The following is a 20,300-nucleotide window of genomic DNA, read 5'->3' as shown; positions in this document are numbered from 1 at the left end:
GCGACCCAACCCGGCTTGAAATTAAATTACGTTATCGCCCGTGAAATCGAAACAACATGACAAGGCCATCATGATCGTTTAGGTGTTCACTTAAAACGAAAAGAAGACAAAGTTACCGAGAACTCTGTGGAACAGGTTGTTTTTACGTTCGAGATGGGAGTCGTTTGCGCGCTGTTGGCGTTTACCGTGTTCCTGTTTGTTTCAGAAATCGTCAGGATTGATCTTTCGGCCATATTGGTGCTCGTTCTGGTCGGCCTGCTGAGCTATGCGCCGGGTCTTGAGAACCTGGCGGATGTCTCTCACCTTTTCGATGGGTTTGCGTCAAACGCCGTAATCTCGATCATCGCGGTCATGATCGTGGGTGCCGGGTTGGACAAGACCGGCATCATGAACAAGGTCGCGGCTGTCATTCTGAAATACGGCGGTACGGCTGAAAACCGGGTATTGCCTATCGTTTCGGGAACGGTTGGCGTTATCTCATCTTTCATGCAAAATGTGGGCGCGGCGGCGCTGTTCCTGCCGGTTGTCAGCCGCATATCCTCACGGTCCGGTATTCCGCTTTCGCGTCTGCTGATGCCGATGGGCTTTTGCGCCATCCTTGGCGGCACGATGACAATGGTCGGGTCATCGCCGCTGATTTTGCTGAACGATCTGGTTGTGACCGCGAATGAGGGGCTGCCGGACGATCAGAAAATTCAGCCGTTTGGCCTGTTCTCGGTCACTCCGATTGGCGCGGCGCTGATCCTGACCGGGATCGCGTATTTTCTACTGCTTGGCCGATGGGTACTGCCCGGCGACACCGGATCCGACAATACCGGCACCAGCCAAGGCACGCAGGAATATCTGCAACGGGTCTACGGCCTGAAAGCAGATGTTTTCGAGGTTGTGGTCCCCGCAGACAGCCCCTTAGTCGGTCAGGTGTTGGCTGACATCAACCACGAAAACCACCTGTATATCATCTCGACCTTCTATCGCGGCAAAACATCGATGGTGCAGGTTCTGACGGCCGAAATTGCCGCGCCATGTCGGTTGGCCATCATCGGGCGCCGCTGGGTGGTAGAGGAATTTGCCCAGAAGTTTGGACTGAAGGTCCTGCCCGAGTTGGACATTTTCGTCGAAGAATTCGCACCCACAAATGCCGGTATTGCCGAAGTGGTCGTGACACCCGACAGCAAACTGATCGGGAAATGCCCCCGCGAGTTGTTGTTCCGCAAGACCTACGGAATGTCCCTGCTGGCCATCCACCGGGGCGAAGAGACACTCAGCCATGTCGAAACGGACACGCACGAGTCCACGCAGATCGGTCTCGAAACCTTCAAAGCAGGTGACATGCTGGTGGCACATACCAGATGGGACAACCTGATGCGGATCACGCAGGATCCTGACTTTGTCGTGGTCACATCCGATTTCCCTCAGGAAGAGTTGCGCCCGCAAAAGGTTGGCTGGGCGCTGGCCTTCTTTGCGATTTCCCTGTCGTTGATTTTGTTCACCGACGTGCGGCTGTCGCTGTGCCTGCTGACCGGTGCCGCCGGAATGATGCTGACCCGCGTGCTGAGCGTGGATGAGGCGTATCGCGCCGTGGGATGGAACACCGTTTTCCTGCTGGCCTGTCTGATCCCCTTGGGTCAGGCGGTGCAAAATACCGGCACGGCGGCGTGGATCGCCCAACAGATCATGGTTCTTTTGAATGGCTGGCCGATCTGGGCGCTGCAGGCCGGTGTCGCGATACTGGCCACAGCGTTTTCGCTTGTGATGTCAAATGTCGGGGCCACCGTATTGCTTGTGCCGCTGGCCGTGTCCATTGCAGTTGCCGCCGGAGGAAACCCGGCTGTTTTCGCCCTTACGGTGGCCATTTCCACCTCAAACAGCTTCATCATTCCGACGCACCAAGTGAACGCCCTGATCATGGGGCCTGCCGGCTACAAGGTCATGGACTTTGTGCGATCCGGCGGCGTGATGACGATACTGTTTTTGGTGGTTTCGATGTTGATGCTGAACTTGATTTACTAAGCTTGAAAAGCTGGCGACTTCATTCGCCACTCTGCTCAGAAATCATTTTGGCAGTTGGCTTGGCCCCCACGTCGTCAAGCATTCTGATAACTTCGGCTTTCCAACCTGCCTTGATCTTCAGCGCCAGTTGCGACGGCGGGCGGTGTTCCGGTTCCAGAATTGCGTATTCATACCGAAGCGGGTTTGCGAACGGCAGGAACACGACCTTTCCGGCAGACAGGCCCAGCTCCTGTTCCGTCGCGACGGTCAAAGGGTCCACGATTGTGCAGCATTGGCCCGAGCTTACAAACGGGATAAGGGGCAGAAAATACTGGCAGGTCACTGTCGAATTGTAGCGGGCCGATACCTCCTGAAACTTGCTGCGGATTTTGTGCTGGAACGGGTGCGTTGCGTGCAGCCCGCCCATCGGAACCCCGTCGAGGTCCGAGATCGAGATACTGTCACGCGCGGCCAGCGGGTTGTCCCGGTCAATCGCACAGAAACAATCGGCCCGGATCAGCTCGGCAGAATATTGCGGCTCTTTCCCGGTCGCGTGTTCGAAATCGGCAAAGCCAAAGTCGATATTCTGCGTCCCGGCAAGCTCCATGATCTGGGGAGAACTGCGGGTGGACAGCGTGATGCGGATGTCCGGGTTCTCTCCGACCGATTGGCTGATGAAACGCGGGAACAGAAAGGCCGACGGCCCCGGCATCGTGGCGATGTTCAGGCTACCGGAATGGCCCTTGATCAACCCCTCCATCGTGCTGGAAATCGCCGCGAGACGGTCCAGAATACCCGTCGTTTCGGCCAGCAGGTAATGCGCCTCGGGAACCGGAACCAGCCGCCTGCCCTTACGCTCGAACAAGGTCAGGCCAAGGGTTTGTTCCAGGTTCTTCAGGGCCAGGCTGATCGCGGGTTGGGTGCGGTTCAGTTTTCTGGCGGTCTGAGAGATGGAGCCGGTTTCCATCACCTCGCGAAAGACTGTGAGCTGCGTCAGGTTCATTCCTGTCGTATAAGCCAAACTTTAGTTTTGTGAAATATAACAAATTTGTATTTATGCCATTTGTCTTTACGCTTTTGGGATCGAGGTTCGGTCAAACCGAGTCCCACGAACCAACAACGGAGACGACGATGAAACTCGTGAAATGCCTGACAGGTCTGGCCTTGGCTGGCGCGCTGGCCGCCCCGGCGCTGGCGCAGGATCCGACCTTTTTCCGCATCGGCACCGGCGGGGCCGGTGGAACCTATTTCCCCATTGGCGGCACCATTGCAAACGGTATCTCTGCCCCTCCGGGCTCGCGCCCCTGCGAGGAAGGCGGCCAATGCGGTGTTCCGGGCCTGATCGCCATTGCGCAATCCACCACCGCGTCGGTGTTCAACAACGCCGCTGTGCAAAATGGCGAGCTTGAGGCCGGTCTGGCCGCAGCCGACGTAACCCGCTCGATGTATCTGGGCGAGGGTAAGTTCGAAGGCAAGCCCCACCCCAATCTGCGCATCGTCGCAAACCTATTCCCCGAAGACCTGCATCTGGTGCTGCCAGCCGGTCAGACGATCAATGATCTGAGCGATCTGGAGGGCAAGCGCGTGGGTATCGCGCAGGCCGGTTCCGGCACGCAGGTCGCCGTGTTGCAGATGCTGGACGCCTGGGGCGTCAATCGCGACAACATGGACGAGGCCGAGCTGAACAACAGCCAAAGCGCCGAGCGTCTGGCCGATGGTCAGCTTGACGCCTATTTCTATGCCGCAGGCTGGCCCGTTGCCGCGATGGTGCAGCTGTCCTCGACCAAGGGGATGAACCTGCATTCCTTCACCGACGAAGATATGGCGAAGATCAATGAGATCATCCCGGCCTATATCCCCTCGACCATTCCCGGTGGGGTTTATGAAGGTATCGACGGTGAGACCAAAACCCCTGCGGTCAGCGCGATGCTGGTTGTGTCCTCGGAATTGTCCGACGAACTGGTCTATGGCCTGACCAAGGCGCTGTGGAACGACAACACCCGCAAGCTGCTGGACAATGGCCACGCCAAGGGCAAGCAGATCACGGCTGAAACCGCGCTGGACGGTGTCGAGGCTTTGGGTGTTCCGCTGCATCCGGGGGCCGAGAAATTCTATAAAGAAGCCGGTCTGCTTCAGTAATCGCAACCGACTGAAACCTGTCGCCGGTGCCCCTTATGCGGGGCACCGCATTCTGGAATTATGCGAAATCAGGGGGCCATCATGTCCGATACCCAGAAACTTGATGACCACGAACTGACGGCCGAGGAACTGGCGGCCATCGAGGAACAGTTCGACGAAGGTGCCGCCGTCCGGCAAGTCACGCCCGCCATGGGCAAGGTGCTGCGCGTCGTCGCCCTGATCTTTGCATTCTACGAATTCTTCACGGCTGGGTTCGGTCTGCCTGCCGATCACTGGCATATGGGCATCTATCTGGCCCTGCTGTTCATTCTGGTCTACGCCACCATTCCGATTGTCGGGGCCAAAAGCTTCTATGCCCTCAAGATCAGCCGCTTTCGGATCGGCAACATACCGCTTTATGATCTGGTTTTCATGGGGTTCGGCATCGTCGCCGCGCTTTACGTGGGCGTTGCCTGGCGCGGCATCCCGGCTCTGGGGATCGAGGAACAAACCTTTCGCATGGGTAACCCAAACGGCTATGACGTGTTCCTTGGCGTCGTCATCATCCTGCTGGTGCTGGACATCGCTCGCCGGACGCTGGGCTGGGTGCTGCCGCTGATCATCTGTGTGTTCATCTCATACGCGCTGCTAGGACCGTATTTCCCCGGCTTGCTGCAACATCCCGGAGTAAATTTCAAAACCTTCGTGTCGTCGATGTATTTCCCGCAGGAAGGCATCTATGGCGTCACGCTGTGGGTGGTTTCGACCATCGTGTTCCACTTCGTATTGTTCGGCGTCATCGCACAGCGCACCGGGTTGGGGCAGCTTTTCATCGACAACGCAACGATTTTGGCGGGCCGTTATACCGGCGGTCCGGCAAAGGTGTCGGTGGTATCCTCGGCGTTTTTCGGCACGATCTCGGGGTCTTCGGTGGCCAACACCGTATCAACCGGCGCGCTGACCATTCCCAACATGAAGCGCCTTGGATACCCCGGCCATTTTGCAGGCGGGGTCGAGGCCGCGTCCTCGGCCGGGGGTCAGATCACCCCACCGATCATGGGGGCCGCTGCCTTCATCATGGCCGAGTTCCTTGAGGTCCCTTACACCACCATCGTTATCGCCGCGATCTTCCCGGCGATCCTGCACTATGTCGGCGTCTTCGCCGTGGTGCACCTGATGGCGCGCAAGCTGAACCTGAAAGGCTTGGCGAAAGAGCAACTGCCGCAGCTCAAGGCCGTTTGGGCCGAGGGCTGGGCCAATATCGTGCCGCTGATCGGACTGCTGGTCGTGCTGTTCACCGGCTACACGCCGTTCATGTCCGCCTTCTGCGGCATATCGCTGGCGGTGATTGCGGGCATGTCGCGGCTGAGACACCCTCCGACACTGATCTACGCGGCGGCGTTCCTGGCCTTTGTGCTGTGGAAATTCTCGGATGGCGGGTTCGACCTGACCATGACGGCCATTCTGTGTGGCCTGTCGCTGATCGCGACCCTTAACCCCCAGAAACGGATCGAAGTGCCCGAGATGCTGGCCGCGGTTGAACTGGGTGTGAAATACTCGCTGGCCGTGGGGGCCGCCGCTGCCGCTGTCGGCATCGTGGTGGGTGTGATCAACACCACCGGCATCGGTTTCCGCATTGGTTTCATGGTGACGCAGGGCGCGGGCAATCTGGCGGCTGATCTCTACAATATGATCTCGTTCGGCAGTTTCCAGCTGTTTGCGATGGAAGACCTGCAATTGTTCATCTCGCTGGTCTTTATCGCCATCGTCTGCATCCTGATGGGCGCAGGCATCCCGACCACCGCGCTTTACATCATGCTGGTCTCGGTCGCACAGCCCGCGCTGGCCCAGCTTGGCGTCCCGCCGATCGCCAGCCACCTGTTCGTGCTGTATTACGGCGTGGTGTCCGAGATCACGCCGCCTGTCTGCACATCCGCCTATGCGGCGGCGGCGATTGCCAACTCGAACCCGTTCCGAACCGGCTTGTCGGCCTTCACCCTTGGGCTGGGCAAGGTCATCGCGCCTATGGCATTCGTTTATGCGCCGGTCCTGCTGTTCGTGTCCTCGACCGGGTTCAATCTGTGGGAGTTCACCTATACCGCAACCAGTTGCATCGCCGGGGTCGTGGCCCTGTCGGCGGCGGTGGTGGGCTATTGGCTGAAGCCGTTGAACATGGTGTCACGCATCCTGATGGCCATCGCCGGGGTAATCTTTGTCGCGCCAAGCCTGACCGCCGATCTGATCGCGCTGGCCGTGGCCGCTCCGGTCATCGTCACCCAACTGATCGCGCGCAACCGCAGTCATTCCCCGGCCTGATGCGATGACAGAACAGGTGACCATCATCGGCGCAGGGATCGTCGGCATTTGTTGCGCCCTTTCGCTTCAGGAACGCGGCATTCCGGTGCGTTTGATCGACCGGGGGGAACCGGGACAGGAGACCTCGTTCGGGAATGCGGGCGTGGTCTCGCCCTGGTCGATCATCCCGCAGGCCATGCCCGGGGTGTGGAAGCAACTGCCCCGGATGCTGCTGAACCCCAAAAGCGCCTTGTCAGTGCGCCCGAGTTTCTGGCCAAAGATGATCCCATGGGGCCTGCGGTTTCTTGGCAATTCGACCGAAAGCAAAGTGCGCAGCACGTCAGAGGCGATGGAACTGCTGTGCCGCCCTTCGATCGACCTCTACCGCAAGCATCTGAATGGAACGGGGCACGAAGGCCTGATCACCGACAGCTACTATGTGCACGCGTTTCGCCGTCCGGAAAATGCCAACCTGAACGGTCTGGATTATCAAATCCGCAAGGAAAAAGGCGGGCAGATCGAGCGGATCGACGGGGCCGAGCTTCGGCGTATTGAACCGGCCTTGTCGCGGGATTTCAAAGCCGCCGTGTTGATCAAGGGACAGGCGCGGGCGCTGTCTCCGGGCCGCATTGGCGCGGTGCTGGCCGAGAAAGCCCGCACTCAGGGTGCCGAGTTTGTCAGAACCGAAATCAAGGCAATCTCGCAAGCCCCTGATGGGCGCTGGGACCTGACGACTTCGGGCGAGATAATACAGGCCCACCACATCGTCATGGCCGCCGGGGTGTGGTCGGCAGACCTGCTGAAACCGTTGGGGATCAAGCTGCCCCTGGTGGCCGAGCGCGGGTATCATATCGAGTTTCCGGACGCCCACAGCACGCTCAACCATTCGGTGATGGACGTGGACGCAAAGATTGTTGCCAGTTCCATGCAGGACGGCCTGAGGGTTGCGGGAACGGCCGAGTTTGCCGATATCGACGCCCCCCCGGACCCGCGCAAAAAGGCGCTGCTGACCCAACAGGCGCAGGCGATGATGCCCGATCTGAACCCGCAGGGCGCGCGGTTTTGGATGGGACGGCGTCCGTCCTTTCCCGACAGCCTTCCGGCCATTGGTCAGGTGAACGGCAAATCGGGCCTCTACGCCGCCTTTGGGCATTCGCATTACGGATTGATGATGGCCCCAAAGACCGGAGAGCTGGTGGCCGATCTTCTGTCCGGTCGGCGGCTCAACATCGATCTCGATCCGTTTTCACTGGGGCGGTTCTAGGCACCCTGCCCGCGCCGCCGCTTGGCTACAGAAAGGAACACCCATGCCGGTTTACAATGGCGGACAAAATATCTGCGGCGCGTCCATCGGCGTACTGTGTCTGGAAAGCTATTTCCCCAAGCCGCCCGGCCATATCAAGAACCCGTCCAGCCTGCCCTTCCCGGTCCTCTATGAAATGATCGACGGCATCACCGTGCCGGACCTGTTGAATGACCCCAGACCCGAATTGCTGGACCCGTTCATCAAAGGCGCACAGCGGCTTGAGGCCGAAGGCGTGCGCGCAATCACCGGCAGTTGCGGGTTCCTTGCCTTGTTTCAAAAGGAACTGGCCGCTTGCGTCTCGGTCCCGGTGTTTGCCTCAAGCCTGATACAAGTGCCGCTGGCGTTCCACATGACCGGGGCCAAAGCGCCTGTTGGCGTGTTGACCGCAGATGCCCGGGCCCTGACGCCCCGGCATTTCGAAGGCGTCGGAGCCGCGAACATTCCCGTCGCCGTAAAAGGGCTGCAAGACACCGAAGAATTTGCCCAAGTGATCCTGCGAAACACACGAACACGCATGGATACCGACCTGATCGAGGCCGAAGTTCTGCAAGCCGCCCGTGATCTGCAACGCGAAACGCCGGACATCCGGTCTGTGGTGCTGGAGTGCACCGACTTGCCGCCCTACGCCGCGCAAATACAGGACGCGCTGAAGCTGCCGGTCTTTGACCTGACGACGCTGGCGCAGATGGCGCACGCGGTTTCGGTGCGGTCTGCGTATTCTGGCATTATGCCTTGGGCTTGATCATTCGTTGCCTCGACGCTCGCTTTTGGGCCGCCTCCAAACTAGACGTTAACGTGGATCGATGAGGCGATGAGCGTGGCAAAAGGTGTTTGAAGTTTCTCTGGAACTGTCCTTGTTGATGATCGCCGTTTTTCTGGGCGCCTTGCTTCAGGTTGGCATCGGCATCGGGTTCAGCATTCTGGCCGGTCCGCCCATGATGATCCTGCTGGGGACGGCGACAGCGGTTCCGGCGCTTTTGCTGCTGAACACAATCGTTTCGGTGGTCGCCACGGACTGGCGCATCGTCACGGTCGAACGACGCACAATCACAACGGCGATTTTGGGCTGCCTGATTGGCGTGGTTGCGGGGCTGATGGTCTATCCATGGCTCAGCGAAGCCTTCGTGCTGGCCCTGACCGGATTGCTGTTGCTGATCGGCGTTGTCACGACCCTGCTTCCGATGCGGAACGCGATTGGCGCGACCGGCTTTGCCGCCGTGTCCGGGCTGTCCGGGTTGGCAACCGTCTGGGCCGCGACACCCGGCCCATTGATGGTGTTCGGGCTGATCGCGCGGGGTTTTGAGGCCCGGGCGGTGGCCCTGCTGGTTCAACCCATCGCGCTGGTCGCCTATGGCGCGGCGTTTCTGCTGCATGGCCTTTCCGATTGGCAATCGATTCCACTCGGCCCCCGACTGTGGACTTTCGTGGCCATCGCAATTTTCGGTAGTCTGGTCGGACGCGCGGTCAGATCGCGCCTGCCCCAACCCCTTGTCAGAACCGCGATCCGGGCCATCTCGCTAGTGGCCTGCTATGTTCTTTTCCAACGCGCGTATCTTGTCGCATGAACTTTACAGGTCGAACCCGATGACACAGGATCTTCTCTCAAAATTCCCAAGGGCCCGCTTCATGACCGGTGCAACACCGGTTGAGCGTCTGGGCCGGATGTCGGAAAAGCTGGGGATCGACCTCTGGCTGAAACGCGATGACCTGACCGGGCTAGGTTTTGGCGGCAACAAAACCCGGCAGCTTGAGTTCTACTTTGGCGACGCTCAGGCACAGGGCGCGGATACTGTTCTGATTACCGGGGCGGTTCAGTCCAACTATGTCCGCTCGGCCGCGGCTGCGGCGGCGCGGCTTGGCATGACATCCGTCCTGCAATTGGAAGAGCGTGTTCCGGATATGGGTCCGGACTATTATCAATCCGGAAACGTGTTGCTGGCCCAGATCCTTGGGGCCGAACACATGCGCTATCCCGTTGGTGAAGACGAAGCCGGGGCAGACGCCGCCCTGCACGCCCGGGCCGAGGAGCTGCGGGCGCAGCGGCGCAAACCCTATGTCATCCATCTGGGTCTGCACCACCCGCCATTAGGCGCGCTAGGCTATGTTGCCGCCGGGCAAGAACTGTGCCAGCAGATGCGGAATTTTGACGCTGTTGTAGTCCCTTCGGGCAGCGGTGCGACCCATGGCGGGTTGCTGACGGGTATCAGAACCAGCGGCGTGTCCGCGCCGGTTTATGGCATCTGCGTTCGCCGAAACAGCGCGCTGCAACAGGAGCGGATGGTGACGGTCCTTGAACTGCTGTCGGACCTTCTGGGCATTGATCCGGCAAGTGTGGTGAATGACGTCCGAACATCGGACACCGCGCTGGCCCCCGGCTATGGCAGGCTGGGGCCAAAATCCCGTGCCGCACTGGAACTGATGGCACGGACCGAGGGGGTGTTCCTCGACCCCGTCTATACGGCCAAGACTTTTGCAGGACTGATTGATCTGGTTGAGCAAAAACAGATCAAGCCCGGGCAAAAGGTGGTGATGATCCATACCGGAGGGCTGCCCGCCCTATTCGGTTATCAGAATGAACTCGGCCCCGCACACGACTGACACGGCCATATGATTCCGCATCGCGTGGTTTAATACATCACAAGCTTTATTCAGCGGCGAGGTTTTGCATCGAGAGGTCCTGTTCCAGATACCCATCCCGCGTTTGCGGGCATTTTATGCCCAAAGCGGAACTGGCGATCTGATTGCGCAAAATCTGCGCGGTTCCGCCGCCGATCGTGAACATCCGGACATCCCGGTACATGCGCTCCAGTGGCTCACGGTCGCTATAGCCGCGCGCTCCGAACATCTGTAGCGCGTCGTTCACGACCTTGATCGCCATTTCCGACGCGAAGAGTTTTGCCCGCGCCGCTTTGACCAAATCTGGAAACTGGCCTTGGGCACCGGTTCGTGATCTTGCAGCGTCTTGCAACATCAGACGCGCCGCGTGGACCTGCGTGTCCATGTCAGCCACCATCCATTGCAGCCCCTGAAACTCTGCCAGGGGTCGTCCGAATTGCTGGCGGTCCAGCAGATAGCGTTTCGCCCGTTCCAACGCTCCGGCGGCCACGCCCATCGCAATCGTGCCTGCACCAACCCTTTGCGAATTATACGCCTGCATCAAGTCGGCGAACCCGCGCCTTAACCCGGAAGGGGGCTTCAAAAGCCAATCCTCATGCACCTTGAGGTTGGTGAACTTCAATTCCGCCTCGGGCATGCCACAAAGACCAAGTGTGTTTTCGCGGCCGGTGATCTCAAGCCCCTCCGGCAGGTCCGCGTTCATCGGATCGGCAAATACAATAAAGCCACCAATGCCCATCTCATCGCCCGCTTCATCAATCACACGGGCAAAAATCAGGTGCAGCTTGGAAACACCGCCGCCGGTGATCCAGTGCTTCCGGCCATTTATGACATAGGTGTCGCCTACCTTCCGGGCCGTCGTCTGCATATCGGTCGCCGCACTGCCTGCGTCCGGCTCGGTAATGCAAATCGCCGGTTTGTCCCCCGCCAGAACATGAGAGGCACAGAACGCCTTTTGCTGTTCGGTGCCATAGGCCATGACCGCGCTGATGCCGCCCATATTCGCCTCGACCACAACACGGGCGGTCAGCGTGCACACTTTTGCGATCTCTTCGACCACTTCCACAACGTCGAGGAAACTTGCCCCCTGACCGCCAAACGCCGTTGGGATCGTCATTCCCATGATCCCGACTTCTGTCAGGGCGGTGACATTGCTCCAGCAATAGCTGCGGGTTTTGTCCCAATGGGCGGCCCGCGCGTCGAACACGGGCGCGAGGTCTTTGGCTGTTTCGACAAATCGATGAGTCATTGCGGGACTCCTGTGCGGCACTTCACGAAAGCGTGATAACCTCAAGGTAACAGAAGCTGTAGTTCAGAAAAACAAACTTACATTTGATATCTAATTCAGGTACACTGAATTTATGCAGACCCGTTCACTAAAAAGTCTTGTTAAGATCTCTCACGTTCAGTCTTTCAGCGACGCGGCTGAACAGCTTGGAATGACGTTACCTGCGCTGTCTATGCAGATGAAATCATTGGAAGAAGCCTTGGGCACCGAACTGTTCGACCGCTCGGTCAGACCACCGCGCCTTACGCCAGTTGCGCGCGCAATCGTCGAAGAGGCGGTTCCTTTGCTGCGGCACGAAGACAATCTGATCGAGATATGCCGACAAGGCGGAGGGCTGGCAGGCAAGTTTCGTTTGGGGTTTGTCACCACAGCGGCGGTGCGCCTGCTGCCCGGATTTCTTCAGACCGCCAGTCGGGAATTGCCGCAGGCCTCGTTCGAATTCGAAACCGGTTTGTCTGCCAGCTTGCAGCAAAAAGTCGTCTCGGGGCTGCTGGATGCGGCGATCATCACCGACGCAGATGGTCTGCCCAGCCAACTGGCATCCGAAGTTTTGCGGCAGGAGCCATTTGTATTTGCAGCCCGCAAAGACCTTCTCGATCAAGGTTTGCCCAGTTTGTTGTCCGAAGGCGTGTTCTTCCACTTCATGCCGGATACCGGGATCGGGAAGCTGATCGCGCGGGTGATGGTCAGCCATGAACGCCCTGCCCAGTCCAAGACTGTCGTACTGGATAATCTTGAGGCCATCATGGAATGCGTCTCGGCCGGGTTAGGCTTTACGCTGCTGCCTGTCCCTGACGTCGAACGCTACCGCGCGCCGGACCTGGTTGTGCTGGATGCCAAAGCCACGATGCAGCGCAAACTGGTTCTTGTCACGTTGCGCGACAGCGTTCTGGACCGGTACCGGAGCGAACTGGCATCCTCGCTGGGCCGCACTTCGAACGATGGTGTCACATAGTCCCGTCGATTTCCCCTCAAATCGAGGGATAGGTGCGCCCTGATGGTTACATCGGCGGTTCAATCTCGACAGGTTGGCCGCTGCGCTGCGATTGGATTGCAGCAAATGTCAGCGCCAGAGATTTCAGATTGCTCCGGGCGGAATTGTCCGGTGAGCGATCTTCTTCGATGGCGCAAAGCAACTCGCCCATTGCGCCTTGAAACCCGTCATTGAACCAGGCGCCCTGCAACGCGGGCCGGCTATACCCATCTGCAGCCGTCAGGGTGATCGTTTGCTGCCCTAGGTCTGCTCCGGTTGAGGATATGCTTCCCTTGGTGCCGGAGATATAGGTCGTGTCCAGTGGCCCGTGTTGCGTGCTGCCGTCGAAAACCAGACTGGCCTGCCCCTGTTCCAGACTGACCACGGCCTGCGCCAATAACGGCACCTTGTTATCCTGCCCCCGCGCGTGAGAGGCGCTGGCGAACACCGATTTCGCCCGGTTGCCAACAATAGAAGACACGAAATCGAACCAGTGAATCCCGAAGTCATACAGGATCAAATCCTCGATTTCGTCGAACGGCGTGCCTGCGGTCCAACCATGGTTCCAGTGAATGGAGGTGTGGACGGACTGGACATCTCCGATATGCCCAGCGCGACACGCTTCGCGCATCCAGGCCATGTGCGGCGACCATCGTCCATTCTGGTTAACCGCAAGCTTCACGCCTTGTTTGTCGGCCAGTTCTACCAGCGTTTTTCCGGTTGTCAGATCGGATACAAAGGGTTTCTGGCTTAGAACATGCTTTCCCGCTTTCAGAGCAGCCTCGATTACTGGCGCACGTATGTCGGTGGGCAGAGTTATGTCGATGATGTCTATTTCGCGGTCTTCCAAAAGGTCTTGATAGCGTTCAACAATGCGGGCATCAGGAAAGAACTCTGCCGCTTTGCCTTCCGCTTTTGCACGGCTTCGGTTCCATAGCGCCACGACATCCCAACCCGCAGTGCGGTATGCATCCAGATGGCTGTTCGAAATACCTCCCGTTCCGATCATGCCGATCCGAGGGCGATAGGTTCGGGGGTTTGGTGGAAGGTAATCGACCTCGGGCGCGTTGATCTGCGGCAAGTCCTTGGATTTCAGCGCGTAGGTGTCTGTGTCGGCGGCATCGTCGCTCATGGCAGCAGTTCCAATGTGCGTTTTTCGGCGGCGGATTGAACGGCTGTGTCCACGATCCTCTGCGCCGTCAGGCACAATTGCGGATTCAGCGGACCGGCCACCGCTTCGCCGCGGCTGATGCAGCCCAGAACGTACTCGATTGCGTTTGTCTGGCCTTTGGGCAGCGGATCAGCAGGGATTTCATGCCGCTCTGGCCGGGCGCGGGTTTGGACGGTCACGTGGTCGGCATAGTCGGGCGAAGAGATCGTTCCATCCGTGCCGACAAAGACAAACCCACAGGTAGGCTGCGGCTGAGTGGTCCACGGATCAGTAAACGTTCCCCAACGGGTTTCCATCTTGGACAAACCGCACGCATAGCGGCAGACAGCAATGGCATGTTGATCGACTTCGATACCGGGTGTTTCGTCGACGGTGCATGTCACCTCAATCGGGGCTTCCCCGTCCATGTACCACGTCCCCAGTGTCGCGCCGTATCCGAGGTAGTCCAGCAACGACCCGCCGCCCGAGGATTTCTTGTACCACCAAGAGGTTGGCTTTTCCTGTTCAACCTCTTCCGGGCTGACCTCGACCTTGTCGGCAAGGTGAAAAAGCGGGCCGCGATTGCCGTCGTAGAAATGCACCTCTCGCAACTCGCCGATCAGTCCTTCATCGATCAGGCGCTTGGCGGTAACGTGGCTTTCCACCCACCGCAAAGGCCAGTTGATGATCAGTTGTTTCCCGGTCCCGTCCATGGCCGCGATCATGCGGCGCGCGTCATCCGAGGACGCAGCGAATGGTTTTTCGACGAAGACATGCACGCCATGCGCTGCCAGTTTTTCAGTGTAATCGGCGTGGTCTGCCGTGGCGACGCATAAAACGGCCATGTCATAGGTTCCCGCGGCCATGCAGGCATCGAAATCGGTAAAAACCCGGTCTGGCGGAATATCGAAATTCTGGACCGCCGAAGCCATTTTCTGCCTGTCGGGATCATAGATACCGGCAATTTCCGCTTCAGGGTGTTCATGCACCATGCGGAGCAGATCGCCCATATGCATGTGGTCAAAGCTTATTCCAACAATCCGAAACATGGGCGTCCTCCGTTCTAACGGTTTCCCGTGATCCTGACATAGATGGCCGTCACCGCCAGGATGATCAGACCAAACAGCGCCGTTCTTGCGCCTTCGGGCATCTGCATCAGGGTCAGCATTGTATCCAGAACCCTGATGATCAAGGCGCCCACAATGGCACCCGCAAAACTGCCACGCCCGCCAAAGATCGAGGTTCCGCCGATCACCGCAGCCGCGACCGAGGGCAGCAGCAGCGGATTGGCAAGGCTCAGCGAGGTTTGCCGGATCATACCAAGATATAGCAACCCCGCGACCGCCGCGATCACCCCCGACAGCGCGTAGAGCGCCAGATAGACCTGCCAGGATTTGACGCCCGAAAGCTTGGCCGCGTTTTCGTTCGAGCCCAGCGCGAACAGCAACCTGCCAAAGCCGGTGAATCGCATCAGCCAGAAGATGAACAAGGCGAAGGGCACAAACAGAAACAACCCGTTGGGCATGGACAAGGTGCGCCCGGTTCCAAGCCACGCCAAAAAGGCCGGGATCTCGGACCCGGCATTGATCACCATCCGCTGATAGACCTGCAGACAGCCCGTGGCGATCAGGCCGGTGCCAAGGGTCATGATCAACGGATGCACCCGCACCAACCCAACCCCAAGGCCGTTGACGACCCCGACAACCAGACCGGAGGTCAAGGCGACCAGCACCGCAGGCGTCACGCCCCAGATCGAGGTCAGGGTGGCGCAGACAAAGGCCGCGACGGTTGCGACAATGCCCGCCGACAGGTCGATCCCGGCGGTCAGCATCGTCAGCACCTGACAAGCGGCCAGCATCGCAAGCGGTATTGCAAACTTGATCAAGTTGCCAACCCAGAAGGTCGAGACCAGCCCATCGCGCCCCGCCCTGAACGGCGTGACAATACCGGGCCGCATGAACTCCAGAACAGCGATCAGCAAGACCAGAAAGATCAAAAGCGGTATCACAGGATTATCCCGCAGATACCGTCCAAAGCGGACGACGGGTGGGTCATTCACGGCCATGCTCATCGTCTTGCTCCTCGCGCGGTGACTGCGGTGCCAAGCAATACGACGGCCACCATGATCGTCCCTTCGATGATTGTCGTGACATTGGGGTCCACGGCCAGAAATGTCAGGATCGTGCGCACGATGCGCAGGATGAACACAGCGACAATCGGCCCAAGCAGCCCGCCGCGCCCGCCCCCCAGAACCACGCCGCCCAGAACAACGGCGGCGACCGAGGCCAACAGATAGGGTCCGGGCACCGGCTCACCAATGCCGGTCAGTGCCGCAAGGCTGAGCCCGCCGAAGGCACAGAAAAGCCCACAAATTCCGTAGGCTGCGATTTTGACGCGCCCGACGGACACCCCCGATCGAAAGGCCGCGCGTTCGTCTGATCCGGTTGCATAGATCGAGATACCAAGCTTGGATCGCCGAAGGGGCAGCCATACCACCGCAATACATCCGACCATGATGGCCAAGGCGCTAGGTACCCCAGGAATGACACTGCCGCGAATGCTCTGCTGGACCCAATCGGTGGTTGACCCGCCCGGCGTTTCCAGGATCAAAAGCGCTACGCCTTCCCAGACAAAAAGCATCGCCAGCGTGACCACGATATCAGGCACTCGGGTCAGAACGATGAGGGCGCCGTTGATTAGTCCCATCGCCAATCCGATGCCAAGCACGATCACGATGGCCGGTAGTCCGGACATCCGCTCCATCAGCACAGCGGCAGAGACGGCACATACAGCCATCATCGATGCAACCGACAGATCGATCCCGCCGACGATCACCACCACCGCCATGCCCGCCGTTGCGAAAGCAAAGGGCAATGCGGCGCGGGCAACGCTTTCCAACCCAGACGCACCGAAAGAGGGCTGTATGAGTTTTGTGACAGCCAGCAAAACCAGCAGCAACGCGACAAGACCCAGAAGCCAGGAGTGTTTGCGCAGGGTCTTGGTCACGCTGCACTCTCGTTTTCAGTTAGCCCATAAGCCGCGCGCAGCAGGGTTTGCTCGTCCGCGTTTTTGGCGTCGATCACGCCCACAACACGGCCATTGAAAATGACCAGCGCGCGGTCGCAGGCCAGCGGCACCTCCTCCAGTTCCGACGTATAGAACAGGACCGAGGCCCCGTTTTGTGCAAGTTCCCGCACCAGAGGGTAAATCTGGCGTTTGGTCCGCACATCGATCCCCCGCGTCGGATCAAACAGCAACAGCGTCTCGACCCCCGTGGCAAGCCATCTGCCAATGGTCACTTTCTGCTGGTTCCCGCCCGACAGGCGCTGCACCTCACCCTGCGCGCGTGTATCGATCTGTAGCTTCTCGATGGCGTAATCGACCCGCTCACGCTCTTGCCGCAGGTTCAGTTGGCCCCAATCCCGCAGGCGCGCCGAGAACGGCAGGGCGATGTTCTCTTTGACCGATCGTTGCGCCAACAGCGCGTCGGCCCGGTCACCCGGCACAAAGGTCAACCCGGCCGAGATCGCATCGGCAGGGTGCCTGAACGCAACCTGCGATGCGTTCACCTCGATCACCCCGGCGGTCGGAGGCAGAAAGCCAGCCAAACAGTCGAACATCTCATCCTGCCCCTGCCCTTCAAGCGCGACAACGCCAAGCACCTCGCCCGGATGAAGGTCGAACGAGATATTCGACACCTTCGGCGCAATCGCCAGATTTCGAACAGACAGGCGCGGATTGCCTTGCGCGACAGAACTCGCGCCGTTGTTTTCGCGATCCCCAAGGTCCAGTTTCTGACCCAGCATCAGTTCAACGGCCCGTTCTTCGACGCCCGGCTCAATCCTCAGATCACCAACGGTCATACCGTCACGCAGAACCGAGGCCCGGTCGCACAGCTCAGAGATTTCGCTGAACCGGTGCGACACGTAAATGACACCCATGCCCTGATTTGCCTGCTCGCGCACAACCGTCAGTACCCGCTCAACCAGATCGGTTGGCAGCGCGGCTGTCATCTCATCCAGCAAAACCACATCCGGCTCGGACGCTAAAGCGCGCGCGAGGTCCAGAATGCGCAACGTGGCAAGCGGCAGGTCTGCGATCAGGTCCGAGAGGTTCAGCTTTTCAATCCCAAGCTCACTGACCCAATGCCTGAACGGCGCAAGCGGTGTATCGGTCAGCCGAAGGTTATCGGCCACATCCAGATCAGGGATTAGTGAGGGTTCCTGATAAACCGGAACAAGGCCCGATTTGCGCGCCTCGGCCGGGCTGCCAACGCGGGCCACCTGTCCCCGGATCAGCACCTTGCCGCTATCCGGCTTCAAGGCGCCGGTGATGATTTTCACGAAGGTGGATTTCCCGGCGCCGTTTGCACCCATCAGGGCGATCACCTCGCCCTTGGAGACGCTCAGATTGGCATCGGTCAAAGCACGGACAGCACCAAAGTTCTTGGCAATCCCGGACGCGTCGAGAAGGTGTGTTTCGGTCATCGGTGCCCACTATTCCAACTTGGTTGCCCCCCCGCCCGATCCGGGCAGGGGGAATTCACACAAGGCCAGACCGCTTTTAGCTGTCGCCCGGCCCTTTGCATTCGATGATCTGTTCCATCGAGTAGTCCGTCCAACCGGGAACCGTGACCGAGACGGGCCATTCGGGATCAAGGTTGGGGTTTTGCGCCGCAGTGATGGTTGCAACGCCGTCATCCGTAGCGTTTTCCCAGAGCACCGGGTCCACCAGAACGGTTTTGTCGTCAGGCGCGTTGCCGTTCAGAATGTCGACGGCCAGAGCGATCCCTGCCCCGCCAACAGATCCGGGATTGGTCACCGCGGCCCCTTGCAGGCCGTCAACTTCGGTCAGGTACTGCACGAACCCGGCATTGTCCGCGCCGACGATGGGCACCAACGGCGCGCCGGATTCCACAAAGGCATCCACGATCACGTTGTCAATTCCGCTGGTCCACACACCGTTGAACGGAATGCCCGTGGCCAGAAAGTCAAACATCTGCTGCTTGCCCTGGTCCTGCTGCCAGCCGGTGAACACCTCGTGCACCACATTGATGCCGTCATATTCGGCCAAGGCGCGCTTGAACCCATTGTCGCGGTCGGTATCGGCAGACACCCCCGCGATGCCGCGCATATAGACCACGTCACCCGAGCCGCCCAATTGCTCGAACAGCCATTTCGCACCCAGATAGGCGTATTCTTCTTGATTGTTCGACAGGATATACGCGCCATCCGCCGTCACGCCAGCATCCACGGCGACCACGACAATGCCCTTCTCCATCGCCGCATCCAGCGCCGAATTCAAAGCGTCCGGGTTTGACGGGTTCAGAACAATCGCATCCACACCCGCTTCGATCAGGTTGTTGATGTCCTCCAACTGTCCGGCTGAATCCGTATTGCGATGCGCCACGATCAGGTTGGACACATCCTCTTCGACCAGAGCCTGAGCCCGCATGGCGCAGATCATCTGTTCGCGCCAGCCATTGCCCTGCACGGTGTTGGACACACCGATCGTGTAATCGGCAGCAAACGCCGCCGGTGTGAACGCCGCAGCAACAGCTATGGCCGCCGCACCTGTGAGTAGCTTTTTCATTGTAGTACCTCCCATTTGAACACTCAGTGATATGTCCGGGGCTTTTCGCCCTTCTATTTGATGAACGGTTGCAGCACGTCGCGTGCCAGCAAGAACCCGCGCTTTATCTTTTCGTCGGTCCCTTCAAACAGCCTGTCCTCATGCTCGATGATGACAGGGCCATCGTATCCAACCCGGTATAGGCCCGAGAAAAAGTCGGACCAGTCGACATCGCCCAGACCGCAAAGGCGTGGCACCTGCCACCCCATGCCCGCCGACATGATCCCGTGTTCATAAAGCCCGTCGTGATCCACCATCAGGTCTTTGGCGTGGACATGCGCGATATTGGGGCCGAATTCCTTGATGAACCGGGTCTGATCGATGAACTGCCAGATCAGGTGGGACGGGTCGAAATTCATCCCGACATCCTCGCCCCATTCCTCGAAAATCCTGCGCCAGATCTTCGGCGAATAGGCGATGTTATGACCGCCGGGCCATTCATCATAACTGAAGATCATCGGGCAGTTTTCAAAGCACAGGCGAACACCCTGCCCACGGGCATGATCGACGATGGGTGAGATGATCTGCTGCGCCCGCGCCCAGTTCTGGTCCACATTCAGGGTTCTGTCGCCGCCGACAAAGGTGTTGACCACCGACAGGCCCATCGTGCCTGCGGCTGTTATTACCTTTTTCAGGTGCTCGATAACCTCATCCCGGTGCGACGCATCGGCGTGCAGTGGGTTGGGGTAATATCCAAGGCCCGAGATTTCGATACCCATTCCGGTCAGCGCATCCACGATCTCCTTGCCCTGCGCGGCCGTCAGCCCATCGACATTGATGTGGCTCGTGCCCGCATAGCGCCGCTTTTCACCGCCGGAGGACGGCCAGCATGCGATCTCGAGCGCTGAAAACCCGTTGCCAGACGCCCATGTGGCAACGTCCATCAGGTCGGTATCTTCAAATGGCGCGGTCAGCAGTCCAAGTTTCATGGCGT

17 protein-coding genes are annotated in these 20,300 nt (G+C 59.2%); 8 read left to right on the top strand and 9 right to left on the bottom strand.

Features of this window, described 5'->3' with window-relative positions; genetic code table 11:
• Positions 1 to 126 precede the first annotated feature (126 nt).
• Complete coding sequence (locus ACR0KX_RS04745; protein WP_480625770.1) at positions 127 to 2,010, top strand: SLC13 family permease; 1,884 nt, start codon at positions 127 to 129, stop codon at positions 2,008 to 2,010.
• Positions 2,011 to 2,029: 19 nt separating this feature from the next.
• Here ACR0KX_RS04745 and ACR0KX_RS04740 read toward each other — a convergent pair whose 3' ends face one another.
• A complete protein-coding gene (locus ACR0KX_RS04740) occupies positions 2,030 to 2,992 on the bottom strand; it encodes a LysR family transcriptional regulator (RefSeq protein WP_170451800.1) in 963 nt (320 codons plus the stop codon).
• Positions 2,993 to 3,120: 128 nt separating this feature from the next.
• On the opposite strand from ACR0KX_RS04740, the gene ACR0KX_RS04735 reads away from it, so the two are divergent.
• The 6 genes from ACR0KX_RS04735 to ACR0KX_RS04710 all read left to right on the top strand — a co-directional run bounded on the left by ACR0KX_RS04735 (position 3,121) and on the right by ACR0KX_RS04710 (position 10,306).
• Entirely contained in the window at positions 3,121 to 4,128 is a 1,008-nt protein-coding gene (locus ACR0KX_RS04735; protein WP_170451802.1) for a TAXI family TRAP transporter solute-binding subunit, read from the top strand.
• An 81-nt stretch (positions 4,129 to 4,209) separates the two neighbouring features.
• Positions 4,210 to 6,423, top strand: a complete 2,214-nt coding sequence (locus ACR0KX_RS04730; protein WP_170621454.1) for a TRAP transporter fused permease subunit — start codon at positions 4,210 to 4,212, stop codon at positions 6,421 to 6,423.
• A 4-nt stretch (positions 6,424 to 6,427) separates the two neighbouring features.
• Complete coding sequence (locus ACR0KX_RS04725) at positions 6,428 to 7,666, top strand: FAD-dependent oxidoreductase (protein ID WP_170621452.1); 1,239 nt, start codon at positions 6,428 to 6,430, stop codon at positions 7,664 to 7,666.
• Positions 7,667 to 7,709: 43 nt separating this feature from the next.
• Positions 7,710 to 8,450, top strand: a complete 741-nt coding sequence (locus ACR0KX_RS04720) for an aspartate/glutamate racemase family protein (RefSeq protein ID WP_170621450.1) — start codon at positions 7,710 to 7,712, stop codon at positions 8,448 to 8,450.
• An 85-nt stretch (positions 8,451 to 8,535) separates the two neighbouring features.
• Positions 8,536 to 9,273 carry a TSUP family transporter gene (locus tag ACR0KX_RS04715; protein ID WP_170451811.1) on the top strand — a complete coding sequence of 246 codons (738 nt, stop codon included), beginning with the start codon at positions 8,536 to 8,538 and terminating at the stop codon, positions 9,271 to 9,273.
• A gap of 61 nt (positions 9,274 to 9,334) precedes the next feature.
• Positions 9,335 to 10,306, top strand: coding sequence for a D-cysteine desulfhydrase family protein (locus ACR0KX_RS04710; protein WP_480707955.1), 972 nt, complete (start codon positions 9,335 to 9,337; stop codon positions 10,304 to 10,306).
• A 46-nt stretch (positions 10,307 to 10,352) separates the two neighbouring features.
• Here the strand turns inward: ACR0KX_RS04710 and acdA are convergent, their stop codons facing one another.
• Positions 10,353 to 11,573: a 3-sulfinopropanoyl-CoA desulfinase gene (gene acdA / locus ACR0KX_RS04705; protein ID WP_170621445.1), complete on the bottom strand. Its 1,221-nt coding sequence runs from the start codon at positions 11,571 to 11,573 to the stop codon at positions 10,353 to 10,355.
• A gap of 112 nt (positions 11,574 to 11,685) precedes the next feature.
• Between acdA and ACR0KX_RS04700 the strand changes: the two genes are divergently transcribed.
• Positions 11,686 to 12,567 carry a LysR family transcriptional regulator gene (locus ACR0KX_RS04700; protein ID WP_170621443.1) on the top strand — a complete coding sequence of 294 codons (882 nt, stop codon included), beginning with the start codon at positions 11,686 to 11,688 and terminating at the stop codon, positions 12,565 to 12,567.
• Between the two features lie 46 nt (positions 12,568 to 12,613).
• Here the strand turns inward: ACR0KX_RS04700 and ACR0KX_RS04695 are convergent, their stop codons facing one another.
• The 7 genes from ACR0KX_RS04695 to ACR0KX_RS04665 form a co-directional block, all read right to left on the bottom strand.
• Positions 12,614 to 13,717: a Gfo/Idh/MocA family protein gene (locus ACR0KX_RS04695; protein WP_170621440.1), complete on the bottom strand. Its 1,104-nt coding sequence runs from the start codon at positions 13,715 to 13,717 to the stop codon at positions 12,614 to 12,616.
• Positions 13,714 to 14,784, bottom strand: coding sequence for a Gfo/Idh/MocA family protein (locus ACR0KX_RS04690; RefSeq protein ID WP_170517436.1), 1,071 nt, complete (start codon positions 14,782 to 14,784; stop codon positions 13,714 to 13,716). The genes ACR0KX_RS04695 and ACR0KX_RS04690 overlap by 4 nt, the downstream gene beginning before the upstream one ends.
• A gap of 14 nt (positions 14,785 to 14,798) precedes the next feature.
• Positions 14,799 to 15,806: an ABC transporter permease gene (locus ACR0KX_RS04685; RefSeq protein ID WP_170451824.1), complete on the bottom strand. Its 1,008-nt coding sequence runs from the start codon at positions 15,804 to 15,806 to the stop codon at positions 14,799 to 14,801.
• A complete protein-coding gene (locus tag ACR0KX_RS04680; RefSeq protein ID WP_170621438.1) occupies positions 15,803 to 16,741 on the bottom strand; it encodes an ABC transporter permease in 939 nt (312 codons plus the stop codon). Before ACR0KX_RS04680 ends, ACR0KX_RS04685 begins: the two co-directional genes overlap by 4 nt.
• Positions 16,738 to 18,222, bottom strand: a complete 1,485-nt coding sequence (locus ACR0KX_RS04675; RefSeq protein WP_170621436.1) for a sugar ABC transporter ATP-binding protein — start codon at positions 18,220 to 18,222, stop codon at positions 16,738 to 16,740. The genes ACR0KX_RS04680 and ACR0KX_RS04675 overlap by 4 nt, the downstream gene beginning before the upstream one ends.
• A 76-nt stretch (positions 18,223 to 18,298) precedes the next feature.
• Complete coding sequence (locus ACR0KX_RS04670; RefSeq protein ID WP_170451830.1) at positions 18,299 to 19,327, bottom strand: ABC transporter substrate-binding protein; 1,029 nt, start codon at positions 19,325 to 19,327, stop codon at positions 18,299 to 18,301.
• 53 nt (positions 19,328 to 19,380) lie between these two features.
• Positions 19,381 to 20,295 (bottom strand): sugar phosphate isomerase/epimerase family protein, encoded by a 915-nt coding sequence (locus ACR0KX_RS04665; RefSeq protein ID WP_170621434.1) that lies wholly within the window; start codon positions 20,293 to 20,295, stop codon positions 19,381 to 19,383.
• Positions 20,296 to 20,300: the final 5 nt, after the last annotated feature.

It is taken from the genome of Ruegeria sp. BG5 (assembly GCF_056538425.1).
Note: the sequence above shows the minus strand (reverse complement) of the source record. Positions and strands in the feature narration are given on the sequence as shown.

Coding starts and splice junctions, on each gene's coding strand:
- ACR0KX_RS04740 (WP_170451800.1), bottom strand. CDS start 2,992: ATGAACCTGACGCAGCTCACAGTCTTTCGCGAGGTGATGGAAACCGGC.
- ACR0KX_RS04735 (WP_170451802.1), top strand. CDS start 3,121: ATGAAACTCGTGAAATGCCTGACAGGTCTGGCCTTGGCTGGCGCGCTG.
- ACR0KX_RS04730 (WP_170621454.1), top strand. CDS start 4,210: ATGTCCGATACCCAGAAACTTGATGACCACGAACTGACGGCCGAGGAA.
- ACR0KX_RS04725 (WP_170621452.1), top strand. CDS start 6,428: ATGACAGAACAGGTGACCATCATCGGCGCAGGGATCGTCGGCATTTGT.
- ACR0KX_RS04720 (WP_170621450.1), top strand. CDS start 7,710: ATGCCGGTTTACAATGGCGGACAAAATATCTGCGGCGCGTCCATCGGC.
- ACR0KX_RS04710 (WP_480707955.1), top strand. CDS start 9,335: ATGACCGGTGCAACACCGGTTGAGCGTCTGGGCCGGATGTCGGAAAAG.
- acdA (WP_170621445.1), bottom strand. CDS start 11,573: ATGACTCATCGATTTGTCGAAACAGCCAAAGACCTCGCGCCCGTGTTC.
- ACR0KX_RS04700 (WP_170621443.1), top strand. CDS start 11,686: ATGCAGACCCGTTCACTAAAAAGTCTTGTTAAGATCTCTCACGTTCAG.
- ACR0KX_RS04695 (WP_170621440.1), bottom strand. CDS start 13,717: ATGAGCGACGATGCCGCCGACACAGACACCTACGCGCTGAAATCCAAG.
- ACR0KX_RS04690 (WP_170517436.1), bottom strand. CDS start 14,784: ATGTTTCGGATTGTTGGAATAAGCTTTGACCACATGCATATGGGCGAT.
- ACR0KX_RS04685 (WP_170451824.1), bottom strand. CDS start 15,806: ATGAGCATGGCCGTGAATGACCCACCCGTCGTCCGCTTTGGACGGTAT.
- ACR0KX_RS04675 (WP_170621436.1), bottom strand. CDS start 18,222: ATGACCGAAACACACCTTCTCGACGCGTCCGGGATTGCCAAGAACTTT.
- ACR0KX_RS04670 (WP_170451830.1), bottom strand. CDS start 19,327: ATGAAAAAGCTACTCACAGGTGCGGCGGCCATAGCTGTTGCTGCGGCG.
- ACR0KX_RS04665 (WP_170621434.1), bottom strand. CDS start 20,295: ATGAAACTTGGACTGCTGACCGCGCCATTTGAAGATACCGACCTGATG.